The organism is Patescibacteria group bacterium (assembly GCA_028707065.1).
Classification (GTDB): Bacteria; Patescibacteriota; Patescibacteriia; order Patescibacteriales; family WJLG01; genus JAQTUZ01.
The window spans coordinates 23,635-43,331 of sequence record JAQTUZ010000013.1 but is presented as its reverse complement, the minus strand read 5'-3'; the positions used below and the strand labels follow the sequence as shown (position 1 = coordinate 43,331).

Genomic DNA, 19,697 nt, shown 5'->3' with positions numbered 1-19,697 from the left:
CTATGAAACCTAGCAAAATTGCTATACTCGTCCGCTTTTATTTATAAATTTATTATAATAAAGAAGCGGCCTTCGGACAACGCAATTTTGCACGGTTTCCACGCTGCGCGTCTTATCCAAAATTTTTCAATGCGCGCTATAAGGAAATTAATTTATAAATAAAAAGGTGGAATTTTCTTCGTGTTATGGGTTATGAGCTATGTGTTACGTGAGTTCGTTAAACACAAAAGAGAACCCTTGCGAGTTCTCTTTTATATATGAGAAGTAAATTACTTTTTGACCTGGTACTTTTCCCCGACCTTTTCAAAGACATCTTTGTCCATTAAGGCGAGATTGATGGTGGTGTTCTTGACCATCCGGTTCTCCAGGACTTTCTTGATGATCTCTTCTTTGGAGAGCGGGCCGCTTTCAGTCAAAATATCGCGGATCACATCAGCCACAACGCCTTCCTTATAACCCCATTCCTTCAAACCGTAAATTCCGCGGCCGATCAAGACATATTTCGGATCCAGGATCAGTTCGTTGTGGACGGTCGCCGGATTGGCGGTCTTATGATCAAAACTGACTTCGTTGATGCGCTTGGCAATATCGACAAAATGCATCGGTTTGCCCTGATTCTTCAAAACCAGATAAATCTTGTGGTTGATGGTCTTGGGCGCGATTTCTTCCGAACTATAAACTCCCCAGAAGCCGAATTTGTTCTGCTCGATTTCCTTGACGGCCACCAGCAAAGAATAAAGGATCTTATTATTATTGATCAATTCCGAATCTTCGTCGAACAAAGCGCCGTTCCAATAGCTGGAAACGTCAATTTCGGACGGCACGGCCAACTTATCCTTATGTTCGCCGTAAATATCAGTCTTGGTGATCAGATCGATCGCCCCATCAGTCTTGATCACTTCTTTCAAATCAGTGATGCCCCTGACTAATTCTCTGGCCAAAGCTTCCAGGTGCTCCAAAGATTCGCTCTTCAATTTATAAGAAGTCTTGAAGATATCGGAATCTTTGATCTCTTCGAATTCGTCATGGAGCAAGCGGGAAAGCATAAAATCATACTGATTCTTTTCCACGTCATAATCATCGCTCTGGTACTCTACCGGAGAGAAAGTGTTCAGGAGATGGAACAGATATTCCTTTTCCGCCAAACCGCCGTGCTCGACTAAAAGCTGATTGGTGAGTTCGCGCAAGTCAATCAATTCCTCTTTCAGCTCCTTGACCTCGCGCAATTTCTTGATGGTGGCATTCTCAATCTGGCGAATTCTTTCGCGAGTCAGATTGTGCAGGCCGCCAACCGATTCCAAAGTTTCTTTTTCGCCATCCTTCAAACCAAACCGACGGGTGATAATGTCCCGTTCTTTTTTGGAAAGTCTGCCTAAAAGACTTTTCACAATTTCGTTGGTGTTTAATTTTGTGCTGTTTTCGTTAGCCATATAGATAATGGGGCTGTCCCATAACAAGAGCTTGGGGTTCTTGTCGTTGAAAAAATAATAAGTATCGACTGATACTTTTTATTTGATATATTAAGTTATAAGATAATAGCATTAAAAATAAAAATAGTCAAGAGCAAAACTGGTTCTATCCTACCAGCTTTTTGTAAAGATGTAAATACCCCCTGGCTGTTTTTGACCAGGAAAAATCTTTTTTTAAGCAATTATTTTTTAATTTTAGCCATTTTTTTGGCTGATACCAATAGCAGTCCAATGCCTTTTTTAAGGTCAAAAATAGCGCCGGGGCAGAGAAATCTTTGAAGGTAAAACCGATGTCAGGGGTCACCGTATCTTTCAATCCGCCGGTAGCGCGGGCGACGATCACGGTGCCATAACGGGCGGAGATCATCTGGGTCAAGCCGCACGGTTCGAAGCGCGACGGGACCAAAAATATATCGGCGGCGGCGTAAATTTGGTTGGCCAAGACCGGTTCGAAGCCGATGATCGACCGTACTTTCTCCGGATGATTTTTTTCCAGATCAGCAAGCAGATCGGCGTAGCGCTGGTCGCCCTCGCCCAAAAAAACAAATTGGCAATCTTGCTCGATCAGCTTTTCCGTGATCAGCTCCCAGCCTTTTTGATCGGACAGGCGGGAGATCATCGCCACTACGGGGATTTTCCCGTCCGCCGGCAAACCAAGTTTTTTTTGCAAAAATAATTTGTTAACGGTTTTTTTCTCCAAATCTTTGGCGGAATAGCGCTGCTTGATCAATTTATCCGTGCTCGGGTTGAAGAAATCCGTATCAATGCCGTTTAAAACGCCGAAAATCTTGCGCCGATACGCCTTGGTTATTTTGCCCAGGCCGGCGGAATATTCGCCGGTCAAAATTTCCCTGGCGTAAGCCGGGCTGACCGTATTGACCAGATCGGCATTGATGATCCCCTGCACCATGAAATTTATATCACCATCGGCGGCGTCCCGCGCCAAAGAAGCCAGCTTATCAGGATGCAGATCGCCCAGCTCTAATAATTTCGGAACAACCTTGCCCTGATGCTCGAAATTATGAATGGTGTATAAAGTTTTAATATTTTTAAGCCGCTGAAATTTTTCCATTTTCAACAAAACCGGGATCAGACCGCTGAAAAAATCATGGCAATGGATGATGTCCGGGATAAATTTCAAAACCGGCAATGATTCCAGCGCGGCCAATTCGAAAAAAAGGAATTTTTCCGCCAAGCTGGCGTCGCTGGCCAGGGAAGAGGCGGGATAAACCGCTTCGCGCCCGAAATAATGGTCATTTTCCACCAAATAAACAATGGCTCCGGGCACGGCCGATCTTGTTTCCCAAAGATCAACGGCAAAACTTTTGCCGGAAAAATTTATTTTAAGGCCGGAACATATTTTTTTCAGCCGGTATTTTTCTTTATCCACCCCCAAACTTAAAGGAATGATTATTCTCACTTCACAGCCAAGTTTGGCCAGCGCCGCGGGCAAACTGCCGATCACATCGCCCAAACCGCCGACCTTAACGATCGGCGCGGCCTCGGAAGCAACCATTAAAACCTTAATCTTTTTTTCCATAAAATATTGATTACACTTTTTTACTTTTAACTTTCAACTTTTCACTTCTTGTTGCCCCAGTGCTCTTCCCAATGCTTCTGCCAGATCAGCTGCTTGATCTTCAGGCATTCCGCTTCAGCGCGGATCTTTTCGTCGCGGCTGTTCTTATCTTCGATCGAGCGCACGGCGCGGATCAAATTATTCACTCCCCGCTCGATCGCGTCCGGATTCCAGGCGGTCGGCCCGAATAAATGGCTGAAGTCTTTGGCCGAAGCCCACCAAAAAGTGCAGCTGGCCAATCCGCGCGACAAATAATAATGCGACCATTTCCGGTTGCGGTCTAGGCGATATTTTTCCACCAAAGAGATGATCATTTCGGCAAACCGCCATAATTTCAAATGCACCTGGTTTTTCCGATCGGACCAAAGCGAATAAGGATTATCGCCCTGTATTTCCGCCTCGGAAGACTCCCAATTACCCCGCGCTAATTCCGCGACATACAGCGGTTTCCGCGAATTGATAAAACTGGAAATAGTCGCGGTCTGCACGGCCGGATTACTTAAAGCCTTTTCAAATTCGCCGCTCTTATCGCGATAATGCAAACCGTACAATTCGCCGTCCGTGGCCGTGATCAACAATTCTTGATAAGGATATTTTTTATTGATCATTTTGGGAACATAGCAAGTGGAAAATTTGCGGGAGCGGAAGATCACTTTCATCCCGCTGGCCTTGTCGCGGTAGACTTTGGAGAAATCGACTTCGCCCAGCTTTCCCGAATGGCAGATCTCATCAAGGATCAGCCATTCAAAACCGGAATTTTTCACTATCTTGGCCGCGTCAGGGCCGTAAGCCATTTCCGGCATGAAGAAACCGCGCAATTTCAAGTCCTCGCCAAAAACCGCTTTTAAGATCCGGGTATTTTCCTTGATCTGCCGGGCCACTTCCTTTTTTGGCACCAAAGGCATCAGGCAATGATAAGCCACGCTGCCGCAGAGCTCGATCCGGCCGGAGGCGATCAATTTCTTCAACCGTTCGAGCAGATCAAAATAATGCAATTCTTGCCAGCGTTCGATCAGACAGCCGGTGATGTTCATGGTGATCTTGGTCGACGGATTATTTTCCAAAGCCGCCACGATCCGCTCATAGCTTTTTTCCGTCGCTTCCTTAATGATGTAGCTTTCCGAATCCGGCGGCTGATAAAGATGGAGAAAATTTATCCAAAGCATAAAAAATATAATACGAATACTACGAATTATACGCGAATACTACAAACCCTACGAATCGAATAATTATTCACAAAAAATATTTTTAACTCTTAATGATCTTGCGGAATAATTTGAGATATTTTTTAGCCGGAATTTCCCAGGCGTTGGATTTTTCCATGATCTCGGCAACTATTTTTTTCCATCTTTCCTTATGGCCGTATTCTTCCATTGCCCGGATGACCGCCCCATAAAACTGGTAGCTGTCGGATCGGTCAAAAGCAAAACCAGTCCCCCGGCCCGTCACCGGATTATAATCATTCACCGTATCATTAAGCCCGCCGACGCGGTGGACGATCGGCACGCAGCCATAGCGCATGGCGATCATCTGGTTAAGCCCGCAAGGCTCATATTCGGAAGGCATCAGAAAAAAATCCGAAGCGGCATAAGCGAAAGTTTCATATTTCATGCAATCTTCGTGAGTCGGCAGAAGCAATATTTTTTTCGGATGCTGGTTGGCGATCTTTTTCAGGCGGCCGAGATATTCCTTGCCGCAAGCGCCGATCAAAACGATCTGCAAATCCAATTCTAAAAGATGAGGCAGAGTTTCCAGAATCAATTCAAAACCTTTTTGAAAAGTCATCCTGGATGTGCCACAAGCTATCGGCAGGCCGGTATCGACAGTCAAGCCGAATTTTTTTTGAAAAGATTTTTTATTCTCCTCTTTGAGGCTGAAATTCTTTCGGGAATAATTGCAATAAAGCCCGGGATCGTTATCCGGATTCCAAGCGGCTTCATTGATGCCGTTGACGATGCCGAAAAACCGGTCTTGCCGATTAGTCAGAATGCGGTGCAGATCTTCTCCGGATTCATTGGTCATTATTTCCTCGCGGTAAGTTTCGCTGACCGTGGTGATGGCATCGGCGGAAAGGATGGCCCGCTTGGCGAAATTAATGAACTCTAAATCCGGATCGGCAAGCAGCGGCAAAGGCGTATGTCCCGAGTCCCTTTTTTCAGCCGGCACTTCCCACCAATCATGCCCCAGCTGAAAAACCAAATTATGGATCGTATAAACGGTTTTGGTCTTGGCTAAAGTATCCGAGTAGCGGAAATCTGTTTTTAAGAAATAAGGGATCAGGCCGGCTTGCCAATCATGGCAATGGATGATGTCGGCCGAAAATTTCAAGAGCGAAAGCAATTTGAGCGCGGCCAGGTCAAAAACAAAAAAACGGGCGTTCTCATGCTGCGACCCGTAAAGTTCTTTTTTGCGCGAAAAATATTTGGCGTTTTCGATGAAATAAACCGGCAGACCTTCTTCCAGCCAGCCCTGCCAATAGCTCACATTGACGGTTTCTTCGCTGTTGATCCGCAATTCCACGTTTTCCCCGATCAATTTAAGCTCAAATTTTTCGCGATCGATCGCCTGCGCGTAGAACGGCGTAATACAAATGACCTCGGCGCCCTGCTCAAAAAAGGCTTTAGGCAGGCTGCCGGCCACGTCAGCCAAACCGCCCGTTTTGGTAAACGGCGACAATTCGGCGGAAACAGAAGCGATCTTCAGCTTTTGGGGCATAAATTTAATTTACCGAAATAATATGTTTTGTCTTGATGCTCGCCTTGTCACTTAAGCTCATTGGTTGCGCTGATGGCGATCGCCAAAGCGTCGGCCGCGTCGTCTGTCTGAAAAATCCCCTCCTCGGGAGGGGTGGCGCCGCCGCGGCGACGGGGTGGGTATATTAATTCTTCTCAATTAAAAATATTATTTTAATTCATTGACCGCGCTAATTGCAATTGCCAGGGCGTCGGCCGCGTCGTCGGGCTTGGGAATTTCCTTTAAATTTAAAAGTATTTTGACCATTTTTTGCACCTGCTCTTTTCCGGCCTGGCCATAGCCGGAAATCGTCTGTTTGACTTGCAGCGGCGTTAATTCGACGATGGGAATTTTATTTTTCCGGCAAGCCAAAAGGATCACTCCCCTGGCCTGGCCGACTACGATCGCCGTCTTGGCGTTATTGTAAAAAAATAATTCTTCGACAACCGCCAGCGCCGGCTGATATTTCTGGATTATTTTTTCCAATTCATCATTAAGCGTTTCCAGTCTTTCGGCCATGGGCGCGCCGGCCTTGGTTTTGATCGAACCGTAAGCGAGCGAGGATATTTTCCCGCCCGCATGCTTTTCAATCAGCCCATAGCCGGTATCGGCGATGCCGGGGTCGATCCCGAGAATGATTTTGGACATAGAGTTAATCTCTACGAATTACGAATAAACACGAATATACGAATACAAATAAAAAATTTTCGAAAGTTTTCGTATATTCGTTAATATTCGTAATTCGTAGAGAAGAACTTATTTTAAGTTCGAATAATAGTCCGATACATCTTCATTCTCATCCAGCGCCGCGGTCAGCCCTTCAATCTTGGCCGAATCATCGCCGGCAACTTCAATGGTGTCTTTGGCGACATATTCAATTTCCGCCGACTCGGTGGCAATGCCCTTGCCTTCCAAATAAGTTTTAACTTTTTGCAAATTGGCTCCGGTAGTCAAAATCGTCAAACCCTCGGCTTCTTTTTTCACGTCATCGGCGCCGGCATCGATCAATTCCAGCTGGCCTTCGTCAGAATCAATTCCTTTGGCAGCGGCAACGGCTGCCGAGACGCGGATCACGCCCTTTAAATCAAAGTTCCACAAGACTGCGCCCATCGCAGCGCCGTGCGCGGCAAGCAAATGGCGGACTTCCGCGGCCGTACGATTTTTATTATCGGTTAAAATTTTAATGACAAATTGGGAATTAGCCGGTCCGACCGCTTCATAAATCAATTCTTCCAGCGTCGCGCCTTCCAATTCTCCAGTACCCCTTTTAATCGCCCTTTCAATATTATCTTTGGGCATATTGACGCCCCGGGCGCGGTCAACGGCGGTAGCTAAAGCAAAATTTGTTGCCGGATCCCCGCCTTTTCTGGCGGCAATGGTAATGACGTTGGAAATTTTAGTAAAAGCCGCGCCGCGCTTGGCGTCGACGATCTCTTTGGCTCGATGGGTTGTCGCCCATTTGGAATGTCCGGACATATCTTTATCAATTACAAATTAAAAATTATAAATTATAAATAAATTTTGAAAAAACGGCATACGTTAATATATCTTGGCCGTAATCTCATACTAAACCAATATTCGAAAAAAATCAATGCGTTTATTATAAAATAAAATGGGAGAGAAAATGTTTTCTCCCCCAAGCTTTTGGGGCCTGACTGATAGTCAAAACGGTTTTGCCGTTCTGACCAGGGCAGGATCGCTGCCCTGGCCGCTACCAATCCGGGGAAGGATCGCTTCACTCCCCTGTTAACTTGCCAATTCAATTTGCGGCCAGCAATAATGAACCTGGCTTAAAATTCTTTTCACGTCTTCTTTTTTGCCCGCTTCTTCTGCCAGCATTAATCTTTCCGGCAAAGAAAGATAATCCAATTTTACCGCTATTACACCGACATCAGCCGCTCCTTCGTCCATGCCAACCTCCCATTAGTTTAAGAAAGAACCGTTGATAGTTAGATAATTTTAAAGGCCGCTTCCTTATTTCGGAAGCGGCCTTTATTTATGTGAATTTTCTAATTCCTAGAAAATCATCGCGCCACTTCCAAAGACGTTGACCAAGACAATGGCCAACACGACGACGATAATCAGATTCTTGGAAATGGTTTTATTCATATCTTTTTATATTATACAGTAAAGGTAAAAACGAGTCAATGACAAAAAACTTGAATATTCAATAATTCGACAACCGGTTTTAACAATCTAATTTTCAAATTTTCTAATTATCCAATTTTCGTATTTCACCTTCTCGCTCCCGAATAAGCGATTGCCCGGACCGCGTCCCAGGCACGAGCGGTGGCCGGATATCTTTTGTAGATCCAGTGATAGCTGATGATGGCGGCTTTTTCACTCGCGAATTTTCTGGCCGCCGGGCGCAAGCCATAGGCCATGATCGTGACGGCGGCATTATCCAATCTATTATTCATATCGGCCGGACGAAAATAAATATTTTGGAAAGATACCTTGGCCAGCCGCAAAGCTTCTTTATTTTCCGCGCTCGGCCAGCGGCCGTTGCCGATCTTGATCACGTCCTGCCACTCGGCCAAAGTTTCCGGCAGATGACCAAAGGCGGTTTGGAAAGAAGCGATCGTTCCGCCGCGCTCGCCGGCGCCGAGAAATTTAGTCGTCGGGGTGCCTTGGTGGATGAAACAAGCGATAATATTTTTATTTTCCGGGGAAAGCGGTTTATCGGCCAGGGCGATGATCCGGGAATAAATATTTTTTTCCACTTCCGAAAGATTGTCAAATCCGGCTTCGGCCAGCAAATCTTTCGCTTCGTCGGCTGTCACTTTGTTTACCGCCGCGCTATCCGCCCCGATCAAACTGGTGATAATGCCGGGAATATTGCTGACCGGATTATTGATCGGATTGGCCGCGACCGGCGGCAAAATCGGAACGGACGAGGTGGAAATTCCTTGAGCCGCGGACAGATAGATAAAAATAGTTCTCGGCTGGGAATAATTCGGTCGGGCATCATAGGAATAAAGGGAATAATAATAAAGTAGCCCGCTAGTCGCCGTGTCAGTAAAACTTTTCGCCTTGCCCTGATAAATCAATTGGGCCAAAGCATCGTTTTGTCCGGTCAAGGTCGAGCCGATCTTACGATAAAGCTTCACGCCGGCAAAATCGCTGTCAGTCGGGTTGGTCCAGGAAAGGATAATTCGCGCGCCCGAGCTGGTGGCGGCAAAATTAGCGGGCATCCCCGGAGGCGTGATATCAACCGAGCTTCCGCCGCCGCCACCGCCGGGAGCGACGGAGTTATTGGCACACGAAATTAAAACACTGGAAACATTAGCGTTCGAAAGTATGCCGGAGCCGGAAGAGACGGAACAAGTTTGGCCCGAAGGATTACCAGAAATGGTCACGGCATAACTCGCGCTATTAGCTAATGCCGTGGCAAAAACGAATGACCCGTTGGCGGAGATGCTTAGATTGTCGCCGCCGTTATTTTGCAGCGCAACCGTGCCATTTAGGCCGCTGACAGTACCGCCGACGGTATAGGTGCTGATAGCGAAAGTGGCCGAGATCGTGTGATTGGCTTGGATATCGGTGAAAGTATAGGTCAGGCTGGAGGTGCCGACTGAAACTGAATCAACCAGAATATCAGCGACATGATAACCGGCCGTGGAAGTGGCGATAGTGTAAATTTGGCTGTCGCCGTAATTTTTGGTAGTTACTCCGCCGGGTAAGACCGTACCGTGAGCGCCGGTCGAAGCAGTAATGGTGTAGGTGTTGATGGCGAAAGTGGCAGTAACAGAAATGTTACCAGTGACATTGGTGTCGGTGCGCGGGCTCGACGTTGAACTGTCGCTCCAATTGACAAAATGATAACCAATATCGGGAGCGGGAATAACGGCCGAACCATCCGCGCCTAAATTAACCGTTTGCGTTGATGAGCCGGTAATCAAACCATGGGCGCCGGCGGCATAGGTTAGGGTGTAGGTTATCGCGGTTGTTCTAAGTACATGATTAGACGAGGTGGCGCGGTTGCCGGAAGCGTCGGTTGATTCAACGCGGAAATGATAAGTAGTGCTGGCAGTTAGGCCGTGAAGAATGATTGAATGCGGAGTGACCAGTTCATCCGAAGAAGAGGCCAAACCATAACTCGTGCTGGTGCCGTAGCTTACGGTAGAAGAAGCGACTTCATTGGTCGTCCAGGTGATGGTGGCCGTGGTCGCGGTGGTGGAAGTGGCAATGGAGGAAATGACCGGCGGAGCAATATCAGAAGTACGGAATGTTTTGTCGCTTGATGTGGCGCGGTTGCCGGAAGCGTCGGCGGATTCAACCCGATAGTGGTAAGTGGTATTGGAACTAAGGCCGCGGAGAGTGATTGAATGCGGAGTGACCAGTTCATCCGAAGAAGAGGCCAAACCATAACTGGTACTGGTGCCGTAGCTTACGGTAGAAGAAGCGACTTCATTGGTCGTCCAAGTGATGGTGGCCGTGGTCGCGGTGGTGGAAGTGGCAATGGAGGAAATGACCGGCGGAGCAAAGTCGGAAATATATAATAGCCTGTCGCTGGTGGTGGCGCGGTTGCCCGAAGCGTCGGCCGAGCTGATTTGAAAATGATAAGTCGCGCCGGAAGATAACCCGTGCAGAGTGATGGAATGAGAAGAGGAAGCGAAAACGTCGGAAGAAGAAGCCAAACCGTAGGCGGAGGAGAGACCATAACTGACCGTCGAGGTGGCATCCTCGTCAGTCGTCCAGGTGATGGTAGCGGCGGAGCCGGCGGTAGAGGTGGCGATATTAGAAATTATCGGAGCGGTGAGATCATAATATTCATCCGCGCCAATATCCCAGGCCGCTCCATTAGGGCGGGCTTGGTTTTGGATATCGTAATCAAATGGCAAATCGGGATCGGCGGAAAGATTGGCGCCAACATTAATTGCCGGAGAGCCGGCTTTCAATAGATAATTATCGTTGGCTGGATTGGCGAAAATACTGGTTGAGGCATAGCCAGAGAGATTTAAGCCGTGAGCATTGTTCGTTCCGCCGCCGCTAAAATTGGGCGCCGTATTTCCGTAAGCGTTATAATCGGAATCATTATTAAAAGTGCCGGTATAATCGGTAGTGTTGTCAAAAGACAAATTATTCCAAGCCTTACCACTATAACTGGTTATACCGTTTGTATTTTTAGAGACCGTATTATTATAAAGAGAAGTAAGACTGCTTGAATACAAACCGTATCCATAAGTATCAATAAAATCATAAACTATGTTGTTGTAAACAAAATTCTGGTTAATAGCCGTACTGTTTTCAAGCCAAATTCCCCAATTATAGCCACCTGTCACTGTCGCACTACCCCTAACAATATTATTGTAAATATAAATATCATCATAGGGGCCGTCAAAATTATCAATTCCAGCTCCACCATTTGATCTTATTTGCAAACCTTCGATTCTGACATGACTGCTGTTCAATCTTATGCTTTCACCGTCAACCAAATGATATTTGTTTATATCCCAAACCCCAGAATGCCTTTGGCTTGTTCCAACTTCTGACGGAAGATAAGGAGTGTAAAATCTTAAATAACTGGTGGTGGCAGTAGTCCAGCCGTCAACAATAACGGCCACCGTATCAGTCGCGTCGCCATAGCAGGCGATATTCCAGATTTCATTAGTGCCAGTGGCGTTTTGGGAAATGTTCCTGCCACCGGACCAAGTATCATAACTTGGCAAAATCGAAGTATTGTTAGTTGAAGCCTCGGCTTTGGAGAGAGAAGTATAGGCGCGATAAACCGCCCAAGTGTCATTGCCGGTTGTGGTCGTGGCAGTATTGGCGCCGAATTGATCTTTAACAGTATAAGCAGTGGAAGAAGACCGGCTATAGATAAAAACAATATCATCGGCCGCGGTCAAAGTTCCGGAATCGTCAGAATCATAAACGATCGCATCGCCCACGCCCACGCGATCAGGCATGGTCGTGCCGGAAAAAGTCAGATTGCCCGAACCGTCGATAGTCAAAAGCGCGGTAATAGTGCCGGAAGCAATTTCATTTTCTCCGCCCACTCCGACCGAGCGGTAAATTTGCGTAGCGGGAGCAGCTGCGTTAGTGGTAAAAGTGTAGTCGCTGGAAGTGGCGCGGTTACCGGAAGCGTCGGTTGATTCAACGCGGAAATGATAAGTAGTGCTGGCGGTTAGGCCGTGAAGAGTGATCGAATGCGGAGTGACCAGTTCGTCCGAAGAAGAGGCCAAACCATAACTGGTGCTGGTGCCGTAGCTTACGGTAGAAGAAGCGACTTCATTGGTCGTCCAAGTGATGGTGGCCGTGGTCGCGGTGGTGGAAGTGGCAATGGAAGAAATTTCCGGCGGAGCAATGTCAGAAGTGCGGAATGTTTTGTCGCTCGATGTGGCGCGATTGCCGGAAGCATCGGCGGATTCAACGCGGAAATGATAAGTAGTGCTGGCGGTTAGGCCGTGAAGAGTGATTGAATGCGGAGTGACCAGTTCATCCGAAGAAGAGGCTAAGCCGTAACTTATGCTGGTGCCGTAGCTTACGGTAGAAGAAGCGACTTCATTGGTCGTCCAAGTGATAGTGGCCGTGGTGCCGGAGGTGGAAGTCGCGATATTGGAAATTACCGGAGCAGTCAAATCGTAATATTCATCCGCGCCGATATCCCAGGCCGAGCCGAACGGGCGGGCTTGGTTTTGGATATCGTAATTAAAAGGAATAATGGAATCAGCGGACAAATTAACTCCCTGATCAATAACCGGGGAGCCAGCCTTGAGGCGGAAATCGCCGCTAGACGGATTGACAAAAATCGTCGTGGAAGCGTAGGCGGAAATATCCAGGCCATTTTCACCGGGATCAATGCCCTGGGAATAAGCATTGTTAACGGAAGAAGAGGCGCGGGGCACGTCAAAATCATCGGTATTAAAACAAGATAGATTATTTTTTACCACTGACCCGTCGCTGGCGTGGTCGCGTATCCCGATATCATTATTAACGGTCGTATTATTATAAATGTAGCCGAAAAATTCCAAATCTTCTATTTCGAAAGCTTGGCCGTGCGTGCCGGTAAAATCATAAATAAGATTGTTCCAAACTTTTACCACGCCGCTTCCGGCCTCATAAGCCGGAACAATGCCGACTAAATAACCGCCCGCATTATAAGTTCCCCTGATAATATTATTGGAAACTCGAAAATCAACATCGCTTCCGCCGGCATTACCCCAAATTCCAAAATCATTGCCAGAGCTGCTATCGGCTAAAAATCTTAACTGCAAGCCGGCAATGCGCACATAATCTTCCTTGACTGTTATTATCGTCCCGCTGGCAGCATCAGCGATCACGAGCTGATATTTATCATCGTCCCAGACGCCGCTATGCCGCTGGCTCTGATTAACTTCCGTCGCCGTATCGTTCGGAGTGTAAATTTTTATGTAATTGTCCGCGCCGGTCGTCCAGCCGTCGACCGTCACAACGGCCGTGTCCGCGCCGGTATCATAATAGCAAGGAATATTTAAAACATAATTTCCGGCAGTCAGGTCGGAAGTATTGAGATAAGCGGCGCCCTTCGCTCCGCCGGCGCCAGCAGGCAAAGCTTCTGCCAGCGAAGAAAAGACATGGGAAATTTTAAGTACCAGAGAAGTGGTAGTGGCCTCGGGTTCGCCACCGGTAGCCGTAATAACATTCCAAACCAACGTTGATTGCTTAGCGGAAATATAGACGGTGGTCGTGGCCTCGGCCGAACCGTAAGAGATCTTATCGCCCACGCCAAAGTTAGCCGCTGTTTGCGCTTCGGAAAAAGTGGCGACGCCATCAACAATAGTGATCGTCGGCGAGCCAGTCTTGTGATCAGCGGTCGTTTGGCCGACAGAATAATAAATGCTGGTGGTAGCGGGCGCCTCGGCCGTAGTAAAAGCGTGATCGCTCGTCGTAGCGCGGTTGCCGGAAGCGTCGGCGGATTCAACGCGAAAATGATAAGTAGTGCTGGCGGTTAGGCCGTGAAGAGTGATTGAATGCGGAGTAACCAGTTCATCCGAAGAAGAGGCCAAACCATAACTGGTACTGGTGCCGTAGCTTACGGTCGAGCTGGCTAATTCATTGGTCGTCCAAGTGATGGTGGCCGTGGTCGCGGTGGTGGAAGTGGCAATGGAGGAAATTTCCGGCGGAGCAATGTCAGAAGTGCGAAATGTTTTGTCGCTCGATGTGGCGCGGTTGCCGGAAGCATCGGTCGAGCTGATCTGAAAATGATAAGTAGTGCTGGAGCTAAGTCCGTGGAGAGTAATGGAATGCGGGGTAACCAATTCGTCAGAGGAAGAAGCCAGGTCATAACTCGCGCTCGTGCCATAGCTCACGGTCGAACTGGCAGATACATCCGTGGTCCAAGTAATAGTCGCTGTGTAAGAAGTGGTGGTGGTGCCAATAGAGTAAATGAGCGGGTGATCAAATTCGTCAGCGCCAACGTCCCAAGCCGTACCGTAAGGACGGGATTGATTTTGAATATCAGTATTAAACGACAAATGAGGATCGGCCGAAAGACTAGTGCCGGCGTTGATCAGCGGCGCGCCATAGGCTAAGCGAAAATCTTCACCCGCCGCATCGGCAAAGATCGTGGAGGTGGCAATGCCGCTCAGATTAAGTCCATGCTCATTTCTCGCGCCGCTCCCTTCGTAATACGGCGACGAATTGCCATAGGCGTTATAATCCAAATCGGCGAGATAAATTCCGTCATAATCGAACGCGTTATCAAAGACTAAATTATTCATCGGCAGCGCTCCTTCATAGGAAGTGGTAATTCCATAATAAGAATCGGAAACAGTATTGTTATAAACGTAAGCGACGCTGGCGGTATTGCCAATGCCGCTGGAGTGATCTCCTTTAAATCCGTAGATGATATTGTTGTAAAGATAAATGGGATTTTGCAGGCTGTACACGCCGCTGTCATAGGTACAGCTCGCATTGCCTTCTTTGATGATATTATTACTGATCATTGATCCGCCCGGGTTCGAATCAGCCAGATAAATTCCGTAAGAATATCCGGCAAATTGAGGTGAAGTCGCCGATTTAATTTGCAAGCCATCAACCCTGGTGTAGGCGCTATAAATATATAAAATGGCCAGAACCTGCATGGCGCTGCTGTCGGTGAGATTATATTTGCTATTATCCCAAATTCCCGAATGCCGCTGGCTCGTACCGACCTCGGAAGCAAGGTAAGGCGTATAGATTCTTAAATAGTTATCAGCATCGGTCGTCCAGCCGACGGTGGAGACGGCGTTGCCATTGTTGTTATCCGGAGCATCGGCATAGCAAGCGACGTTCCAAATTTTGTTGGTGCCGGTCGCGTTGGTGGAAATATTTTTTATGCCAAGCTGATCGTCAAAAATTACCGGAATGGCGGTGTTTGGCGTTAAATAAGGAGAATTGCCGGTGTTCAGGCCGACGGCCTTGGCTAAAGAAGTATAAGAGCGATAAACCGCCCAGGTGTCATTAGCCGCCGTAGTCGTGGCAGTGTTAACCCCGGTTTCATCTTTCACCGTATAGCTCGTGCTGGAAGATCGGCCATGAATGAAAACAATGTCATCAGCCGCGGTCAAAGTTCCGGAATCGTCGGAATCGTAAACGATCACATCGCCCACCCCGACATTAAGAGGAAGCGTTCCGCCGGAAAAAGTGGCGGTACCGCCGCCGATTGTCAGTAAAAAAGCAACATCGCCGGAAGCGAGCGCGCTGGTATTGGCCGGGCCGACCGAACGGTAGATTTGAGTGGCAGGAGGAGCTGCGTCGGTGGTTAAAGTATAATCGCTGGAGGTGGCGCGATTACCCGAGGCGTCGGTTGAGCTGATCTGAAAATGATAAGTGGCGCTGGCGGTTAGGCCGTGCAGAGTAATAGAATGCGTGGTGGAAGCGAAAATATCGGAAGAAGAAGCCGAGCCGTAAGCGGAAGTCAGGCCATAGCTTACTGTCGAGGTAGCTTCTTCGTCAGTGGTCCAGGTAATCGTCGCGGTATAGGCCGTGGTTGAACTGGCGATAGAAGAAATTTCCGGAGCGGTTAAGTCATAATATTCATCCGCGCCGACATCCCAGGCCGGGCCGCGAGCTTCTTCCTGATAATCATAGTTGAAAGAAAAACCTCGGTCGTCAGCAAGATTAATGCCGGCATTAATGACTGGCGAGCCGGCTTTGAGACGGAAATCTTCATTGGCCGGATCCATAAAAATAGTGGTGGAAGCGCAAGCCGAACCGCCGCAAGCAATGCCAAGATTTATATTATTACCGGCGCCGGCGGGAGCATTTATTATATAAGCGTTATTTGTGGAAGAAGCGTTGACCCCGGTAGGGCAATAATCCCCTACTTCGTTATAACTCAAATTATTTTTCAGCACAGCGGAAGTGCCGGAAAAATCATCAAAACTATAACTGCCGGCAAAAAGAGCGGTGTTGTTGAATAAATTCTGTTTGGCAGTCGCGCTCTCTCCATAAGTCTGAATACTGAAAGAAGTAAAATTATAAACTAAATTATTAAAAACATTATTGGAATAAGTGGCATCGGAGCGAAGATTAAGCTCTATCCCCTTCCCGCCGGTTTGGCCGACATTCCCCTCCTTAATTATATTATTGCTGATATAAATACCTTGGGGAAAAATAACGCTGTCGTAGACGCGAATAGCTCTATGGCCCGGAGAATTATAGCTGGTTGATTTAATTTGCAATCCTTCGATCCGCACAAAACTATCGGCAATCGTCAGAGTGTTATTGTTAGTAGCGGGCGCTAAAGAATATTTGCCGTCATCCCATTTTCCAAAATGCCGCTGGCTCGCGCCGACCTCGGAAGAAAGATAAGGCGTGTAGATTCTAAGATAATTATCCGGGCCGGTCGTCCAGCCGTCGACCGTAACCGCGGCGGTATCTGTCGCGTCGGCATAACAAGCGATGTTCCAAACCTGATTGGCGCCGGTTGCGGCAGTCAGATCTTTTCCGTCCGACCAGGAATCATAAGTAATCCCCAAGGAAGAAAGAGAAGTGTTTTTTGTACCGGCCTCGGCATTGGCTAGTGATGTGTAGGCGCGATAGACCGCCCAAACATCATTGCCGGTCGTGGTCGTTGCCGTATTGGCGCCGAATTGATCTTTAACGGTATAAGCGGTGGAAGAAGATCGGCCATGAATGAAAACGATGTCGTCAGCGGCGGTCAAAGTTCCGGAATCATCGGAATCGTAAACGATCGCGTCGCCCGCGCCGATATTAAAAGGAAGCGTTCCGCCGGAAAAAGTGGCGGTACTGCTTGAGATGGTCAATAGAAATGAAATCGTACCCGAAGCAAGCTCGTTGGTATTTCCCGGGCCGGCCGAACGGTAGATCTGGGTCGGAGCTGCCGTGGCAACTTCGTCATCGGCGGCCAAATAAACTTGAGATAATTGCGGCGTGGATGAACCGCTGCCGGTAAAATTTATTTTATACTGCACGAGACGATCAGCAACGCCGTCTTTCATGGCCGCCGGCAACGAAGATGAAGCGCAAGTCGCCGTTCCGCCGACAATACTGCAATCGCCGCGGCTGATTTCGCTCCAGGAAGCGGAACTTAAATTAACTGTCGTGCTAGCCGTGCGCAGCGAAACAAGCGCGTTAGTTCCCGAAGACAAACTTTCCGCCCAGGACAAACTTTCAAGATAACTATCGTCGCTCCCCCAGTCAAAAGCAGAGGAAACAAGATTGCCCGAAGTATTGTAGCGATTGTAATTTAAGGTGATATCGGATAATTGCGGCGTGGCCGAAGAGCTGGCCGTGCTCATTTCCAAGCGATATTGCAAATAAGGATGCCCGTCAGCAACACAAGAGGAGTTGGAAATATCCAGGCCATTCCAGTATTGCTGACAATTCACCCAAGGCGCGGCGGCGGCCATATCCGAAGTAGTCGCGGTGCGGAATTTTACCGCGAGCGTCGTGGAAGCGGGCAGGATCGAAGTCCAATCGGCCGAGCCAAAATTAAGATTGGGAATATTTATCGCCTGGGAAACATAAGTGCCGGTGGCATAATATCCGGAAGATGAGGCTAATATAATACTGTTGCTCAAAACAACCGTCTGATCATTGGTCCCGGCAAAATCAGCGTCAGCGGTATGCGAGACGGCAGCGGCAGCTTTGGTTAGGAAAATTTTATTCTCGCCGTTCTTTTCCGTCAGATAATTGCCGGATATTTCCTCGGCCGATAAAGCGCGACTGTAAATTTTCACTTCATCGATCAGCCCTTTAAAATTCTGTTCGCCGGAAGAGCCGCTATTACCGGTAAAAGTTCCATAGCCCTTGCCGATAAAGAGATCATTGGAAGAAGTGGCCAAAGCAAAATCAACCGAAGTGGTCGCTTCCAATTGGCCGTTAAGCCTTAAGCTCAAAACCGCGGTCGCGGCCGAATAACTGACCGCGACATAGTTCCAATCGTCGCCGATAGCGGAAGTGGAAAAAAGACCGGCGCCTTCGCCGTAAGAATAAACTGTGCCTTTGCCCGAATATATTTTCCCCTTATATATAATCGATCTTTCGCCCTGGACAGCGCCGATCTGGGTCCAAGTCGTTCCACCCCCGTATTTATTAAGATAGGTTGTGGGACCGCTGGCATAAAGATCTCCCCCGTAAGAAATAAGCGACCAAATACCGCCTCCGCCCGTTGGCGTGCCGACGCTCGTCCAGGTTGTGCCGCCGTCATAGCGATAAATAGTGTTCGAGCCGTAAAAACCGGCATACATACTGCCTTTATATTCTCCCATCGCCGTTGTCCAATCAGCGGTTGTATCGCCGACCTCGGTCAAACCGACTCCGGGATCATAGCGCCAGATCTTGCCATCGTCGCCGCCGCCGACATAAAGACTGCCATTAAAAACCATCAAGGTATTCAAATAAGTGCCGGTCGGCAAAGCATAAAGCAACTCCCAGCTATTCCCGCCTTCATATCTATACAAGGAATGAGTGCCTTCGTTCATTCCGATATAAAGATCGTTGTTCCAAACCGCCGCCGATCTGGCCGGGCCGGGCGTAGTTATCGTCTGCCAAGAATCATTAACGTCGTCGTAAACATAGATCACTCCTTCGCCTTCAGTCAGCACATAAAGTTTCCCGTTGAAAGAAACCATGGAAGCAATGCCATAAATGCCATAATTATTGACTACTTTCAAAAAACTCCAGCTGCTGCCGCCCAAATATTTATAGATCCGTCCGTTGGAGGTGGCGGCGTATAGAGAGTTGTTGTGCGCAGCAAAAGCCACGGCAGTATTTCCTTCCAAGGTGCCGACATTGGAAGAAGTGCCGGTGTCAGCGCTTAAATTAAAAAATATCCGGCCGTCGGCGTTAACTCCCAGGTTATACAAACCCTTGTCCAAGATAGTTTCGATCCGCCCATTTTCCGACTTTTTAAACCAAGTGGAAATAGTAAAATCGGAAGTCAGATCAAGGCTGTCGCTATCGGGAACTTCCACGTAATCATTGTCGCCATCGAAAGAATAAGCTTGTCCGGAAACTCCGGTGACAAAAGCCGGCGAGCCGGAAGCTACGCCGTTATTCGAACCAACACTATCATTGGCATTGCCATTAAAAGGCCAAAATGAAATCAATCCGCTGGAAGCGACGAGCGAAGAGCTGGCAATGTTAGTTGCCGAAGAATAATTGATCCAATTAATTTGATCAGTTGGATAAATCGCCGTAGTGGAAGTGGCTTCGCCGCGCCAAGATGATTGCGTCCAAGTAAGAGTGGCTGCGTGCGCCGTACCGGCAAAAGCAAAGCATAAAACAAAAACTCCGCCAATCAAAAAAATTGGCGCGAAATTACGCTGCTTGGTAATTTTTTTATTAAATTTTTCCATCCTTGCTCTTTGTTTTATTATACAACATTTATGCCAAAATATAAATAAAAAATTGCCATCATCGCCCAATCCCCTGGCTAAACCAAAAAAGCCCCATTTAAGGGGCTTTATACCAAATACTAAATA

Annotated in this window: 9 protein-coding genes; 1 reads left to right on the top strand and 8 read right to left on the bottom strand. The window is 47.8% G+C overall.

What is annotated here, in order from left to right; genetic code table 11:
* Window positions 1-269: 269 nt before the first annotated feature.
* The 4 genes from PHE24_04885 to PHE24_04870 form a co-directional block, all read right to left on the bottom strand.
* On the bottom strand, window positions 270-1,430 hold the full coding sequence (locus PHE24_04885; protein MDD4902440.1) for a sigma factor-like helix-turn-helix DNA-binding protein: 1,161 nt from the start codon (window positions 1,428-1,430) through the stop codon (window positions 270-272).
* A 145-nt stretch (window positions 1,431-1,575) separates the two neighbouring features.
* The gene (locus PHE24_04880; protein MDD4902439.1) at window positions 1,576-3,009 is read right to left on the bottom strand and encodes a glycogen/starch synthase; all 1,434 of its coding nucleotides are present in this window, start codon (window positions 3,007-3,009) and stop codon (window positions 1,576-1,578) included.
* Between the two features lie 41 nt (window positions 3,010-3,050).
* Window positions 3,051-4,214, bottom strand: a complete 1,164-nt coding sequence (locus PHE24_04875; GenBank protein ID MDD4902438.1) for a hypothetical protein — start codon at window positions 4,212-4,214, stop codon at window positions 3,051-3,053.
* Between the two features lie 82 nt (window positions 4,215-4,296).
* Complete coding sequence (locus PHE24_04870; protein MDD4902437.1) at window positions 4,297-5,763, bottom strand: glycogen/starch synthase; 1,467 nt, start codon at window positions 5,761-5,763, stop codon at window positions 4,297-4,299.
* 44 nt (window positions 5,764-5,807) lie between these two features.
* Here PHE24_04870 and PHE24_04865 point away from each other — a divergent pair, with 44 nt between their 5' ends.
* Window positions 5,808-5,930, top strand: a complete 123-nt coding sequence (locus tag PHE24_04865) for a hypothetical protein (protein MDD4902436.1) — start codon at window positions 5,808-5,810, stop codon at window positions 5,928-5,930.
* A 19-nt stretch (window positions 5,931-5,949) separates the two neighbouring features.
* Here PHE24_04865 and ruvC read toward each other — a convergent pair whose 3' ends face one another.
* The 4 genes from ruvC to PHE24_04845 form a co-directional block, all read right to left on the bottom strand.
* Window positions 5,950-6,429, bottom strand: a complete 480-nt coding sequence (gene ruvC, locus PHE24_04860; GenBank protein MDD4902435.1) for a crossover junction endodeoxyribonuclease RuvC — start codon at window positions 6,427-6,429, stop codon at window positions 5,950-5,952.
* A 108-nt stretch (window positions 6,430-6,537) separates the two neighbouring features.
* Entirely contained in the window at window positions 6,538-7,257 is a 720-nt protein-coding gene (locus PHE24_04855) for a YebC/PmpR family DNA-binding transcriptional regulator (protein ID MDD4902434.1), read from the bottom strand.
* Between the two features lie 270 nt (window positions 7,258-7,527).
* On the bottom strand, window positions 7,528-7,692 hold the full coding sequence (locus tag PHE24_04850; protein MDD4902433.1) for a hypothetical protein: 165 nt from the start codon (window positions 7,690-7,692) through the stop codon (window positions 7,528-7,530).
* A 323-nt stretch (window positions 7,693-8,015) separates the two neighbouring features.
* Window positions 8,016-19,571 carry a choice-of-anchor Q domain-containing protein gene (locus tag PHE24_04845; protein MDD4902432.1) on the bottom strand — a complete coding sequence of 3,852 codons (11,556 nt, stop codon included), beginning with the start codon at window positions 19,569-19,571 and terminating at the stop codon, window positions 8,016-8,018.
* Window positions 19,572-19,697 lie beyond the last annotated feature (126 nt).

What these genes read in the sequence shown, in the direction of transcription:
- PHE24_04870 (MDD4902437.1), bottom strand. Translation starts at nt 5,763, where the DNA reads ATGCCCCAAAAGCTGAAGATCGCTTCTGTTTCCGCCGAATTGTCGCCG.
- PHE24_04875 (MDD4902438.1), bottom strand. Translation starts at nt 4,214, where the DNA reads ATGCTTTGGATAAATTTTCTCCATCTTTATCAGCCGCCGGATTCGGAA.
- PHE24_04855 (MDD4902434.1), bottom strand. Translation starts at nt 7,257, where the DNA reads ATGTCCGGACATTCCAAATGGGCGACAACCCATCGAGCCAAAGAGATC.
- ruvC (MDD4902435.1), bottom strand. Translation starts at nt 6,429, where the DNA reads ATGTCCAAAATCATTCTCGGGATCGACCCCGGCATCGCCGATACCGGC.
- PHE24_04880 (MDD4902439.1), bottom strand. Translation starts at nt 3,009, where the DNA reads ATGGAAAAAAAGATTAAGGTTTTAATGGTTGCTTCCGAGGCCGCGCCG.
- PHE24_04845 (MDD4902432.1), bottom strand. Translation starts at nt 19,571, where the DNA reads ATGGAAAAATTTAATAAAAAAATTACCAAGCAGCGTAATTTCGCGCCA.
- PHE24_04885 (MDD4902440.1), bottom strand. Translation starts at nt 1,430, where the DNA reads ATGGCTAACGAAAACAGCACAAAATTAAACACCAACGAAATTGTGAAA.
- PHE24_04850 (MDD4902433.1), bottom strand. Translation starts at nt 7,692, where the DNA reads ATGGACGAAGGAGCGGCTGATGTCGGTGTAATAGCGGTAAAATTGGAT.